This window comes from Variovorax sp. YR566 (genome assembly GCF_051992195.1).
Classification (GTDB): Bacteria; Pseudomonadota; Gammaproteobacteria; order Burkholderiales; family Burkholderiaceae_C; genus Variovorax.
In genome coordinates this window covers 7,031,117-7,043,293 of record NZ_CP197092.1, presented here as the reverse complement: position 1 = coordinate 7,043,293, position 12,177 = coordinate 7,031,117, and the positions used below count along the sequence as shown (strand labels likewise).

Here is a 12,177-nt window from a genome sequence, read left to right as displayed (position 1 = left end):
GTGGGCGGATCGTAGGTCTCACTTTGACGCCCGGTTGTCGTTCCAACGACAATCCTAGGGACACTACTCCCCGGAGTTTCCCGATGCCTCACGGCAATCTCAACCACAACGTGCTCGGCGGTTCGATCAAGGATCGCGTGCGTCCCGCCAATGCCGCGGAGCTCGAAGGCATCCCCTGGCTGCCCACGCTCACGCCCGCCGAGCGCCGCCGCGCCGAAGCCGCGCTGGTGGTGGGCGAGGCCGAGCCCGGCGACCTGGTGTGCCGCGTCGGCCGCTCGCCCACCTACTGGTTCGGCGTGGTCGAGGGGCTGCTCAAGATGAGCAACGACAACGCCGACGGCGGCTCGGTCACCTACACCGGTGTGCCGCCAGGCGGCTGGTTCGGCGAAGGCACGGTGATGAAGCGCGAGCCCTACCGCTACAACATCCAGGCGCTGAGGCGCAGCCTGGTGGCGGGGCTGCCGATCGAAAGCTTCCACTGGCTGCTCGACCACTCCATCGGCTTCAACCGCTTCGTGATGAACCAGCTGAATGAACGGCTGGGCCAGTTCATCGCGGCGCTGGAGATCGACCGGCTCAACAACCCCGACGCGCGCGTGGCGCGCAACCTGGTGTCGCTGTTCAACCCGGTGCTGTACCCAGGCGTGGGCGAAGTCTTGCGCATCACGCAGCAGGAGCTGGCCTACCTGGTCGGCCTTTCGCGCCAGCGCGTGAACGAGGCGCTGAACGGCCTCTCGGCACAGGGCCTGATCCGGGTGGAGTACGGTGGGCTGCGCGTGCTCGACCTGCCGGGCCTGCGCGCGACCGCGATGTCGAACAGGAAGAACGCCTCGGCGGAAACGGAAAACACATGACCCTCAAAGACCAGCTCCAGGTGGTGCCCGCGAACGCGGAAGCCGCTTTCATCCCACCGTCAGAGGCGCCGAAGACGAAGGCCGAGGACGCCGGCCCGACGCTGCAGGAGGCCATCGAACGCAACGAGGCGTTGAACGAGAAGCTCGATGCGCTCAACGAAATACTGGCCAAGCCGCTCAGCGAAATTCTTGCCGACCGCGAGAAGTCCGAAGAGGCCGCGCTCGCGTGGGACCGCTTCGGCGCGATGTGGATGCTCTCGCAACGCGCGATGCGACGCGTGGCGCTCGACCTCGCAGCGCAGCTCGGCGTGAGCGAGGAAGAAGTCGTCGCGCGCGCCATGGCCAATGCCAATGCAGTACTCAACGGCGCAGACGAGGTCGACCTCGACGGCACCATCGCGCCTGCGCAGCTGCAGCACATCGCCCGCCACCGCAACTTCCTGCGTAAGCAGTTCCGTACCGGCTGAGCACCAAGGCCTCTCGATACCGCTTAACCTCCCCGCCTTCGTTCAAGAAAGAGCTTCCCGATGACCGCTTCCCACCTCACCCTCATCACCGGCGCCTCGCGTGGCCTGGGCCGTGCCATGGCCGAACAGCTGCTGCAGGCCGGCCACACGGTGCTGGGCATCTCGCGCAAGCAGGATCCGGCGCTTGCCGAAGTAGCCAAGGCCGCCGGCGCCGAACTCGTGCAATGGGAGCAGGACCTGTCCGACCCCGTGGCCGCATCGGCCCGCGTGTCGGCATGGCTCAAGACCATCGACGCGCAACGCTTCGACAGCGTCACGCTCATCAACAACGCCGGCACCGTCGGCAACCCCGCGCCGCTGTCGAGCGCGGTGGAGGCGGAGCTGTCGCTGGCCCTGCGCATCGGCCTCGAAGCGCCGATGCTGCTGACGGCGGCTTTCCTCGGCGCCACCCGCGAATGGCGCGGCGCGCGCAAGGTGCTGAACATCTCGTCGGGCCTGGGCCGCAACGCCATGGGCAGCCAGGCGCCCTACTGCGCGGCCAAGGCCGGCATGGACCACTTCTCGCGCGCCGTGGCGCTCGAGGAAGCGAATGCAACGAACGGTGCACGCATCGTCTCGCTTGCGCCCGGCGTGATCGACACCGACATGCAGGTGCAGCTGCGCGGTGCGTCGGCCGAGAAGTTCCCGGACCGCACGCGCTTCGTGAGCATGAAAGAGGACGGCCGGCTCGACAGTCCCGCCACTGCGGCGGCCAAGGTACTCAAGTACCTGGCGCGCGAAGACTTCGGCAACAACCCCGTGGCCGACGTGCGCGACCCTGCCTGATCGAAACGAAGGACACGCACGCCATGGCTACCGCCAAGTCGATCGACACCCTCGAGTACAAGCTCTTTCCGTCGCCGAGGAACGTGCACCGCATCGTCTTCGAGCACCAGGTCTTCGTGCCTTACCCGTACGCACTGATCGTGATGGACGAGTTCTACTTCAAGGGCCGCTACAGCCTGTTCTCGGCCTGCAGGCTGAGCGACGGGAAGATGGGGCAGGTGGCGACGTTCGAGGATGCGTCGGACGTCGCCATCTTCAACACGAAGTTCGTGCCGGACTGAACTGCGACTACTGCATCGCGAACCGGTCGCGCTGCGCCTGCGCGCATTCGCCCATCACGTTCAATGCGCGCTCCACCGTGGGCGTGCCCATCACGAAGGGGTTCGCCGCGCCGGCCGGCTGCTGCCGCATCGCCGCCATCTTGGCCTGCGAGCTGTCGACGTTCGAGTGGTTCGACAGCATCACGTCGATGCCTTGCGCCTTCACCAGGGAGTCCATGCGCCGGGTGGACGCGATGTAGCTGTCCAGCCGAGGCACGTCCTTGCCGAAGTTGAAGCCTGTGCCGCCCCAGAGCATGGCGCGGTGCTTCCTGCCGTTCTCGCTCACGTCGAACACCGGCGAGAGCGTGCCCATGGTGTGGCCCGGCGTGAGGTACAGCGTGACGGTGGTGTCGCCCAGGGTGACGCGGTCGCCGTCCTTTGCCGAGATGTCGCCCGCGCCGCGCTTGGGCGGCGCGCCCCAGATGGGCGTGGCGAACTCCAGCTTCGTCTCGGTCATCGTCCAGTCGGCATCGCTCATCACCACGCGCGCGCGGTACTTCTGCGCGAGGTAGGGCGCGCCGCCGTAGTGGTCGCCGTGGCCGTGCGTGATGATCACGTACTTGATCTGCGCCGGGTCGAGGCCCAGCTTGCGCATGCCGCCTTCGATCAGCGCGGCGGCCTCCACCTGGTTGTTCAGCGCATCGATGAGGATGATGCCGTCGGAGGTCTTGATGGCCCAGGCGCTGACCCAGTCGGCGCCCACGAAATACAGGTTGTCGAAGGCCCTGGCGGGCGGTGGCGCCGGCTTGTTGATGAGCAGCGGGAGGCCCTTGTCGAGCTCCTCCTGCGGCGGGCGCGTGGCGGGGGCGGGCTTGCATAGCGTGAGCAGCGGACCGAGGTCGGTGCCCGCGGCCTGCGTGGCTGCCGCGACGTGGGCAGCCACGGTTGCGTCGGAAGGTTTCTGCGCGGGCGTCTGTGCGCAGCCCTGGACGAGGGCGACAACCGCCGCCAGAGCGGCTGTCTTCAGGGGAAGGGAAGGAACCATCGGTGTCTCCATGCCGTCGTTGCGGCTTGTTCTGGAGACACCATTCTGCGGCGCGCAGGCTTATTCGATTGTCGCGCCCGAGGCTTGCACGATGCCCTTCCACTTCTCGTAGTCGGTCTTGAGCAGCGCGCCGAACTGCTCCGGCGTCATGCTCTGCGGCTCCGCGCCCTGCGCGATGATGGCCGCCTTCATTTCAGGCGTGGCCAGCAGCTTGTTGATATCGGCATTCAGCAGCGTCACCACGTCCTTCGGCGTGCCGGCCGGCACGAAGATGCCATACCAGGTGCTCACGTCGAAGTCCTTGTAGCCGAGCTCGGCCACGGTGGGCGTGTCGGGCAGCGAGGTGCTGCGCCTGGCCGAGGTGACTGCCAGCGGGCGCAGCTTGCCCGCCTTGATCTGCGCCATGGCCGAGGGCACCGACGACACCATCAGGTCGACGTTGCCCGCGAGCACGTCCATCATGGCCGCGTTGGAGCCCTTGTAGGGCACGTGGCGCATCTTGATCTTGGCGGCGCTGTTGAAGATCTCGCCGGCCAGGTGGATGGTGGTGCCGTTGCCGGGCGAGCCGTAGGTGACGGTGTCTGGCGCGGCGCGCGCGGCCTTCACCACATCGTCGAGCGTCTTGAACTTGGAGTTGGCCTGCGTGACGATCACCACCGGCGTGTAGGCCACGTGGGCCACCGCGGTGAGGTCTTTCACCGGGTTGTAGCTCAGGTTCTTGTAGAGCCAGGGCGCGACGACCATGTTGTCCTTCTGGCCCATCACGATGTCGTAGCCCGTGGGCGCGGCGCGCGCGGCCTCGGCAATGCCGATGGTGCCGCCGGCACCCGCGCGGTTGTCGGGCACCACGGTCCAATGGTTCACCTCGGTGAGCTTCTGGGCCACCAGGCGCGCCAGGATGTCGGTGCCGCCGCCGGGCGGGAAGGGCACGACCATGCGGATGGGCTTGGCGGGGTAGGCCGCGGTCTGTGCATGAGCGGTGGCCGTGAAGGCCAGGGGGAATGCCAGCGCGAGGGCCAGCTTGCCGAGGTGTCTGCGGATCATGGGTTGTCTCTTTGTCGGGGTCGATTCGGGGTTGCAGTCGTTGCCGTCGTCACTGCACCGGGGGTGCAGTGTGCCGGAAGCCGGGTAAGAAGGATTTCTTCATTTGCGATGGGGCTCGTATCGACTTGCGGGGTGCCATTTTCCGATGCCTTGACAGGGCCCTGTTCGACGCAAATACTGCACCGTATGGTTGAGTATTTTTGGCAAGCCCGGCATGCGTCGATGGCACGCCGGGCCTCCCCGAAGGAAACCCAGGAGACTCGCATGCTCGGAAACATCAACGCAGTGGCCAATCTTGCGGTGAAAGACCTCGCGGTGGCCCGCCGCTTCTACGAAGACACGCTGGGCCTGTCGCAGGTCGACGCGGAGGGCGACGAAGTCATCGTCTACCGCAGCGGCAACACGCGAATCAACGTGTACCGCTCGCAGTTCGCCGGCACGAACCAGGCGACGGCCGTCACCTGGCAGGTGGGCGAAGACATCGAGCGCCTCGCCGCTGCCCTCAAGGCCAAGGGCGTGCGCTTCGAGCATTACGACATGCCCGACACGAAGCTCGTGGGCGACCTCCATGTCATGGGCGACATGAAGGTCGCATGGTTCAAGGACCCGGACGGGAACATCCTGAACCTGATCAACGGCTGATCGATCAGCCGAAGTTTCAGCCGAAGTTCTTCGCCGCGAAGTCCCAGTTCACCAGCTTGGCCAGGAAGGTCTCGACGAACTTCGGGCGCAGGTTGCGGTAGTCGATGTAGTAGGCGTGTTCCCAGACGTCCACGGTCAGCAGCGCGGTGTCTGCAGTGGTCAGCGGCGTGCCGGCGGCGCCGGTGTTCACGATGTCCACCGAACCGTCGGCCTTCTTCACCAGCCACGTCCAGCCCGAACCGAAGTTGCCCACGGCCGACTTCACGAAAGCTTCCTTGAACGCGTCGTAGCTGCCCCACTTGGCTTCGATGGCCTTGGCCAGCGCGCCGGTGGGAGCGCCGCCGCCTTGGGGCTTCATGCAGTTCCAGAAGAAGGTGTGGTTCCAGATCTGGGCAGCGTTGTTGTAGATGCCGCCGCTGGACTTCTTGATGATCTCTTCAAGCGTGAGCGACTCGAACTCGGTGCCCTTTTGCAGGTTGTTGAGGTTCACCACGTAGGCGTTGTGGTGCTTGCCGTAGTGGTATTCGAGGGTTTCCTGCGAGTACTCGGGTGCCAGCGCATCGAGGGCGTAGGGCAGGGGTGGGAGCTTGTGTTCCATCGTGGTTTCCTTGTGGTGGTTGCTGAAAAAACAGAGTCAGGCATTCGCCTTGGGTTCGACCCGGTAGGCGCACCTTCGCGCGCCCGCCAGCACGTGTTCGACGCGGCTGACGCTCACGTCGGGCCCCAGCACTTCGTCGAAGAGTTGCAGCTCACTGCGGCACAAGCTCGTGCAGGCCTGCGCCGCGGTGCAGATGGGGCAGTGGTTCTCGATGAATAGAAAACCCTTGCCCTGTTCGTCGGGCCGGAACTCGGCCATGTAGCCCTCGCGGCTGCGGATTTCCGCCAGCCGCTCCAGCCGCGCCTTGAGGCTGCGCGCGCCGCGCATGGCCTCGGTGTAGTTGGTGCGCATGGTGGCTTCGCGCGCGCTGATGAGCTGGTCCATGCCCTTCTCGCCGAACACGCTGATGACGGCGCTGATCATCTGTACCGTCATCTCGGCATGCGTGTCGGGAAAGCGCTTGTGGCCCTCCCCGGTGAGCCGCCAGATCTGCGTGGGCCGGCCGCGGCCGCTGGAGCGGCTCTCGGCGTCGACCAGGCCTTCGGCTTCCAGCTTGGCCATCTGCTGGCGCACCGCCTCCACAGTGACGTTCAGCACCTTGGCGATGTCGGGAATGCCGAGCGCGCCGCGGGTTTTGAGCGTCGAGAGGATGCGGTCTGCCGGCTGGTGCGGCATCCAGGTGGGCTTGGCATCGGGGGCGGACATGGCGGATTCGGTCGTAGGGAGGAAACAGCGCCATTGTCAGGTGGTTGGCACTCCCTTCGCAGCGGCGGGTGCTTGCCAGCCGCCGCCCAGCGCCTTGTAGAGCGCGACGAGGCTGGTGTACGAGGCGGTTTCAGCCTCGGCCACCGCGTCTTGCGCGCGCAGCAGGGTGCGCTGCGCATCGAGCACGCTCAGGTAGGGCGCGGCCCCTTCGCGGTAGCGCACCTCGGCCAGCTCGGCGGCGCGGCCGCTGCGGGCGGAGGCTTCCACCAGCCGCTGCAGGCGCAACTGGTTCTGACCGTAGCCGGTAAGGGCGCCTTCCACGTCCTCGATGGCGCGCAGCACGGTCTGCTCGTAGAGCGCGCGGTCGCCTTGGGCGCGGGCCTCGGCGCCACGCACGCGGGCCTTCACCGAGCCCAGCCGGAGAGCCGGCCAGCTCACGCCCGGCGTCACGCTGAAGGCGCGGCTCGACGAACTGCCCAGGTCGGAGCCCCGCAGCGCGACGAAGCCCAGGAAGCCGCCGATGTCGAAGCGCGGATACAGCTCGGCCGTGACCGCACCCACGTTGGCCGTGCTGGCCGCCAGGCCGCGCTCGGCGCGCAGCACGTCGGGCCGGCGGCGCAGCAGTTCGGCCAGGTCGCCGATGGGCAGGCGCTTGTCGAGCACGCGCAGCTGGCGCGGCTGCAGCATCGGCTCCAGCTCGCCGGGGCGCAGGCCGGCCAGCACCGCGACGCGGTAGGCCGACTGCCGGCGTGTGGTTTCAAGCGCGGGCAGCTGGCTTTCGGTGGTCGCCAGGTTGGCCTGCGCGCTCGCGAGGTCGCCTTCGAGGCCGCGGCCGGTCTGCACCTGCGCCTCGGTCACGCGCAGGCTCTGGCGCAGGCTGTCGAGCGTGCTGCGCGTCACGGCAATGCGCTGCTCGGCGCCGCGCATCTCGTAATAGTTGCGCGCCAGTTCGGCCACGGCAACGATGCGCACCTGTTCGAGGTCGGCGGCGCTGGCCTCGGTGCGCGCGGTCGCTGCCTCGTCGAGCCGCTTCAGGCGGCCGAACAAATCGATTTCCCATGAGGCGTCGAAGCCCGCGCGGCTGCTCTGCGACAGCGAACGCACATCAGGCTGCGTGCCGCTGTTGCCTTGCGCAATGCTGCGCGTCTTGCTCGCGCCGGCGGTCACGACCGGCAGCCGGTCGAGCTCCGCCTCGGTCTGCGTAGCGCGCGCTTCGAGCAGCCGGGCCTGGGCGATGCGGATGTCGTGGTTCTCGGCCAGTGCGCGGTCGATCAGCGCATCGAGCTGCGGATCGTCGAGCTGGCGCCACCAGTCGCGCTGCACCGCGTCGTCGGCGAACAGCGAGCGCTCGGGCGCAGTGATGGCAACGGGTGCGTCGGCCGGCGCCTTGTAGTCCGGCCCGACGGCGCAGCCGGCCAGCACCAGCATGCCCAATGCGAAGGGAGCGGCGTATGAAAAGAATCGGTTCATGGTCATGCTCCTTCGGCCAGCGCATCGAGTTCGGCCGCGCGCTGCGAGTGGCCCGCCGCGCGGTGGTCGCGCGCCAGCAGCGTGTACATCGTGGGCAGCACGAACAGCGTGAAAAGCGTGCCCACCAGCATGCCGACCACGATCACCAGGCCGATGCTGAAGCGGCTGTTGGCACCCGCGCCGCTGGCAAACAGCAGCGGCACAAGGCCCATCACCATCGCAGCCGTGGTCATAAGAATGGGGCGCAGCCGGATGCGTGCGGCCTCCTCGATCGACGCGCGCCGGTCGAAGCCCTTGTGCACCTGGATCTCGTTGGCAAACTCCACCATCAGGATGCCGTGCTTGCTGATGAGCCCGATGAGCGTCACCAGCCCGATCTGCGTGTAGATGTTGATGGTGCCGAAGCCCAGTGCCAGCGGCACCAGCGCGCCGCAGATCGACATCGGCACGCTGATCAGAATGATCAGCGGGTCGCGCAGGCTCTCGTACTGCGCGGCCAGCACCAGGTAGATCACCACGATGGCGAACACGAAGGCCATCACCAGCGCCGAGCCCTCCTGCGTGAACTGCCGTGCGTCCGACTGCCAGTCGTAGCTGAAGCCGGCCGGCAGCTTCTTAGCCTCTTCGCTCAGGAAGGCCACCGCGTCGCCCATGGTCACGCCCGGCATCGGAATGGCCTGGAAGGTGGACGCGTTGAGCTGGTTGAACTGCGTGAGCTTGTTGGGCCCCACGCTGGTCGACAACTGCACCAGGTTGGCCAGCGGCACGGGCTGGCCGCTGGCGCTCTTCACGAAGTAGCGCGACAGCGCTTCCGCCGTGAGCCGCTGCTCGCGCGGCGACTGCGGGATCACGTCGTACGAGCGGCCGTCCATGCCGAAGCGGTTGACGTAGTTCTCGCCCACCAGCACAGCCAGCGTGTCGCCGATGGACTTCATCGTCACGCCCATGCTGTTGGCCTTGGCGCGGTCCACGCGGATCTCGACCGTGGGGTTGTTGAATTCCAGGTCGCTGTCGACCACGGCGAACTTGCCGCTGTCGCGCGCCGACTTCTTCAGCGCTTCCATCGCCTCGAACACGGTGCGATGGTCGCCCGCGCTGCGAACGACCATCTGCACCGGCAGCCCGCCGGTAGAGCCCGGCAGCGAGGGCAGCTGGAACGCGAAGACGCTGCTGCCTTCCACGTCATTCATGCGGCCCTGCGTGTCGCCCTGGATCTGGTCGGCATTGCGCTTGCGGTCTTTCCAGTCGGACAGCTGCACGCCGCCGATGCTGTTCGACACGCCGTCCGAGCCGTTGATGAGCCAGCGGCCGGTGTTCTCGGGCAGAGTGGCAAACACCTCGTCCCACTTCTTGCCGAACTTCTCGACGTAGTCGATGTTCGCGTGCTGCGGCGACTTGATGGCCGTGAGCACCATGGCCTGGTCTTCACCCGGGGCCAGCTCGCGCTGCGCCGCGTTGTAGAGGAAGGGCAGGCTCACCAGCACCAGCGCCGCGAACGCGCCGGTCACCCAGCGGTGGTGCAGCGACACGTCGAGCAGCCGGCCGTAGCCCGTGGCGAGCCGGTGGAAGAAAGCCTCGGCAGCGCGCGCCATGCGGCTGCCTGTGGTGTCCTGCGGCAGCAGGAACGAGCTCATCACCGGCGACAACGTGAGCGCGATCACGCCCGACACCACCACCGCACCCGCCAGCGTGAAGGCGAACTCCTTGAAGAGCGAACCGGTGAGCCCGCCCATGAGCCCGATGGGCGCGTACACCGCGGCGAGCGTGAGCGTCATCGCGATCACCGGGCCGGCCACTTCGCGCGCGCCGATCAATGCGGCCTGCACGCGCGACTTGCCTTCTTCTATGTGGCGGTGCACGTTCTCCACCACCACGATGGCGTCGTCCACCACCAGCCCAATGGCCAGCACCATCGCCAGCAGCGTCAGCAGGTTGATGCTGAAGCCGAACAGCAGCATCAGCGCGGCGGCGCCCAGCATCGACAGCGGAATCGTCACCACCGGAATGAGCACCGCGCGGATCGAGCCCAGGCACAGGAAGATCACGATCACCACGATGGCGATGGCTTCGAGCAGCGTGTGCCGTACCTCGTCGATGGAGGCCTCGATGAAGCGCGCCAGCTCGAAGGGCAACTGCACTTCAACGCCCGGGGGCAGGTTCTGCTTGATGCCGGGCAGCAGCTCGCGGATGCGCTTCACGATCACCAGCGGGTTGCCGTTGGGCGCCGCCTGCAGGCCGAGGTAGATGGCGGGCGCGCCGTCCATCGTCGCGCTGCTGTCGGCGCTTGCAGCGCCCAGCTCCACCGTGGCCACGTCGCCCAGGCGCACGATGGCGTCGCCGTCTCGCTTGATGACCATGTCGCGGAACTCGGCCACGTTCACCAGGTCGGTGTTCACGCGGATGTTCGACACCACGTACAGGCCCTTCACCTGGCCGGGTGCGGCCTGCACATTGTTCTGGCGCAGCGCGTCGGCCAGTTCGCCGGCCGAGATGCCGCGCGCGGCCATGCGGTTGGGGTCGAGCCACACGCGCATGGCGAGCGTCTGCCCGCCCGACACCTCGACGCCCGAGACGCCGGTGATGGAGGCGAACTGCGGTTGCACCACGCGCGAGAGGTAGTCGGTGAGCGCCGGCATCGGCATCGTCTTGCTGGAGAAGCCGACATAGGCCACGGCAGTGGCCTCGCCCGACGATTTGAGGATGACCGGGTCGAAGGCCTCGGCCGGCAACCGGTACTTCACCTGGCTGACCTGCGCCATCGCCTGTGTGAGCGCCTGGTTGGCATCGGCGTTGAGCTTCATGCGCACGCTGATCACGCTGCGGCCCAGCGTGGAAGACGACGAGAGGTAGTCGACGTTCTCGATGGTCGCCACCGCCTGCGCGATCGGCTGCGTGACGAAGCCCTGCATCAGCTCCGGCGAAGCGCCGGGGTACTGCGTGGTGATGGTGAGCGTGGTGCTCTCGGTCAGCGGGTACTGCCGCACCGGCAGGTCGCCCAGCGCACGCGCGCCGAGCAGCAGGATGAGCGTGCTCACCACCAGCGCCAGCACGGGGCGGCGCACGAAGAGGTCGGTGAACTTCATGACTTCGATTCCTGCGCGACGGCCAGCGTGTCTTTTGCAGTCGGCATCACGGCGGCGCCGGTGTACAGGCGCAGCTGGCCGGAGGTGACGACCTTGTCGCCGGGCATCAGGCCCTTCTCGATGACGACCAGGCCGTCCTGCCGCTCGCCGGCTTTCACGAACACCTGCTGCGCCGTGAAGCCGTCGCCCTTTTCGGCGGGCCGCACCACGAAGACCGAGTCGCCGTGCGTGCTGTAGGTGATGGCCGTCTCGGGCACGGTGATGGCGTCGGCACGCGCTGGCAGCGCGACCTTGCCATTGACGAACATGCCCGGCGTGAGGGCGCCGTCGGCGTTGTCGATGGTGGCCTGCAGGCGCACCGTGCGCGTGTCGCTGCCGATCTGCGGCTCGATGGTGCTGAGCCGTCCCTGGAACACGCGCCCCGGATAGGCATCGACCGAGAGCGCCACCTGCTGGTTGCGCTTGAGCACGGGCAGCGCGGTTTCGGGGAGCGTCAGGTTGGCGAACAGCGTGCGGCTGTCGGTGAGCGACACCAGCGCATCGCCGGCCCGCACGAACTGGCCGAGGTTGACGCGGCGGATGCCGAGCACGCCGTCGAACGGCGCCTTGATGCGCTTCTGCTCCAGCAGCGCCTGCACGCGCCGCAGATCGCCGCTGGCCTGGTCGAAGGCGGCCTGCGCCTGTTCGAGCTGTTCCTGCGTGGCCGCCTGCTGCGGCACCAGGCGGCGCGTGCGGTCGAGCAGTGCCTTGGCATTGGCGCGCTGGGCCGTCAGGCGCTCCAGGTCGCCCTGCTCGGGTGCGTCGTTGAGCTGCACCAGCAACTGCCCCGCGCGCACTTCGCCGCCGGGCGTGAAGAGAATCTTCGCGACGCGGCCTTCCACTTCCGCCGGCACTTCGACCTGCCGGTTGGCCTCCAGCGTGCCGATGCCGCTGAGGAAGCGCGCCACCTCAGTCTTCTGCGCGGAGGCCACCGCCACCTTGGCCGGCGGCCTGCCGCCACCCTCCGCATGCGCTGGCGTGAGCTTCGTGACGAGCCCGTAGCCGGCTCCCCCAATTACCAATGTCGCGAGGCCGGCGCCTAGCCACGCCCTTGATTGCTTGTTCATTACGACGTCCATTATTAATCAAAGAAAGTACTTTGATTATTAAAAGATGCCGGTGGCCTGTCGATGAAGGCGTGGCAA

At 67.3% G+C, this 12,177-nt stretch carries 12 protein-coding genes; 5 read left to right on the top strand and 7 right to left on the bottom strand.

What is annotated here, in order from left to right; all coding sequences use genetic code 11:
• Nucleotides 1-83 precede the first annotated feature (83 nt).
• From ACTG4X_RS33075 to ACTG4X_RS33060, 4 genes are read left to right on the top strand one after another with little or no spacing between them, the layout of a single operon-like run.
• Nucleotides 84-854 (top strand): Crp/Fnr family transcriptional regulator, encoded by a 771-nt coding sequence (locus ACTG4X_RS33075; protein ID WP_093059323.1) that lies wholly within the window; start codon nucleotides 84-86, stop codon nucleotides 852-854.
• Complete coding sequence (locus ACTG4X_RS33070) at nucleotides 851-1,321, top strand: hypothetical protein (protein ID WP_097197712.1); 471 nt, start codon at nucleotides 851-853, stop codon at nucleotides 1,319-1,321. Before ACTG4X_RS33075 ends, ACTG4X_RS33070 begins: the two co-directional genes overlap by 4 nt.
• A gap of 60 nt (nucleotides 1,322-1,381) precedes the next feature.
• On the top strand, nucleotides 1,382-2,146 hold the full coding sequence (locus ACTG4X_RS33065; protein WP_307616973.1) for an SDR family NAD(P)-dependent oxidoreductase: 765 nt from the start codon (nucleotides 1,382-1,384) through the stop codon (nucleotides 2,144-2,146).
• 23 nt (nucleotides 2,147-2,169) lie between these two features.
• Entirely contained in the window at nucleotides 2,170-2,427 is a 258-nt protein-coding gene (locus ACTG4X_RS33060) for a hypothetical protein (protein ID WP_093174195.1), read from the top strand.
• A 7-nt stretch (nucleotides 2,428-2,434) separates the two neighbouring features.
• Here ACTG4X_RS33060 and ACTG4X_RS33055 read toward each other — a convergent pair whose 3' ends face one another.
• Nucleotides 2,435-3,451 (bottom strand): MBL fold metallo-hydrolase, encoded by a 1,017-nt coding sequence (locus ACTG4X_RS33055; RefSeq protein WP_440532924.1) that lies wholly within the window; start codon nucleotides 3,449-3,451, stop codon nucleotides 2,435-2,437.
• A gap of 60 nt (nucleotides 3,452-3,511) precedes the next feature.
• On the bottom strand, nucleotides 3,512-4,495 hold the full coding sequence (locus ACTG4X_RS33050) for a Bug family tripartite tricarboxylate transporter substrate binding protein (protein WP_093174191.1): 984 nt from the start codon (nucleotides 4,493-4,495) through the stop codon (nucleotides 3,512-3,514).
• A 264-nt stretch (nucleotides 4,496-4,759) separates the two neighbouring features.
• On the opposite strand from ACTG4X_RS33050, the gene ACTG4X_RS33045 reads away from it, so the two are divergent.
• Nucleotides 4,760-5,137 carry a VOC family protein gene (locus ACTG4X_RS33045; protein WP_093059422.1) on the top strand — a complete coding sequence of 126 codons (378 nt, stop codon included), beginning with the start codon at nucleotides 4,760-4,762 and terminating at the stop codon, nucleotides 5,135-5,137.
• A gap of 16 nt (nucleotides 5,138-5,153) precedes the next feature.
• On the opposite strand, the gene ACTG4X_RS33040 is transcribed toward ACTG4X_RS33045, so the two are convergent.
• Genes ACTG4X_RS33040 through ACTG4X_RS33020 form a run of 5 tightly spaced genes read right to left on the bottom strand, consistent with a single transcriptional unit; the run spans nucleotide 5,154 to nucleotide 12,099 of the window.
• Nucleotides 5,154-5,735 (bottom strand): superoxide dismutase, encoded by a 582-nt coding sequence (locus ACTG4X_RS33040; protein WP_307616970.1) that lies wholly within the window; start codon nucleotides 5,733-5,735, stop codon nucleotides 5,154-5,156.
• Between the two features lie 36 nt (nucleotides 5,736-5,771).
• Entirely contained in the window at nucleotides 5,772-6,440 is a 669-nt protein-coding gene (locus ACTG4X_RS33035; RefSeq protein WP_440532923.1) for a helix-turn-helix transcriptional regulator, read from the bottom strand.
• 36 nt (nucleotides 6,441-6,476) lie between these two features.
• Nucleotides 6,477-7,916, bottom strand: a complete 1,440-nt coding sequence (locus ACTG4X_RS33030) for an efflux transporter outer membrane subunit (protein WP_440532922.1) — start codon at nucleotides 7,914-7,916, stop codon at nucleotides 6,477-6,479.
• On the bottom strand, nucleotides 7,913-10,993 hold the full coding sequence (locus ACTG4X_RS33025) for a MexW/MexI family multidrug efflux RND transporter permease subunit (RefSeq protein WP_440532921.1): 3,081 nt from the start codon (nucleotides 10,991-10,993) through the stop codon (nucleotides 7,913-7,915). Before ACTG4X_RS33025 ends, ACTG4X_RS33030 begins: the two co-directional genes overlap by 4 nt.
• Nucleotides 10,990-12,099 carry an efflux RND transporter periplasmic adaptor subunit gene (locus ACTG4X_RS33020; RefSeq protein WP_093076104.1) on the bottom strand — a complete coding sequence of 370 codons (1,110 nt, stop codon included), beginning with the start codon at nucleotides 12,097-12,099 and terminating at the stop codon, nucleotides 10,990-10,992. Before ACTG4X_RS33020 ends, ACTG4X_RS33025 begins: the two co-directional genes overlap by 4 nt.
• Between the last annotated feature and the right edge of the window lie 78 nt (nucleotides 12,100-12,177).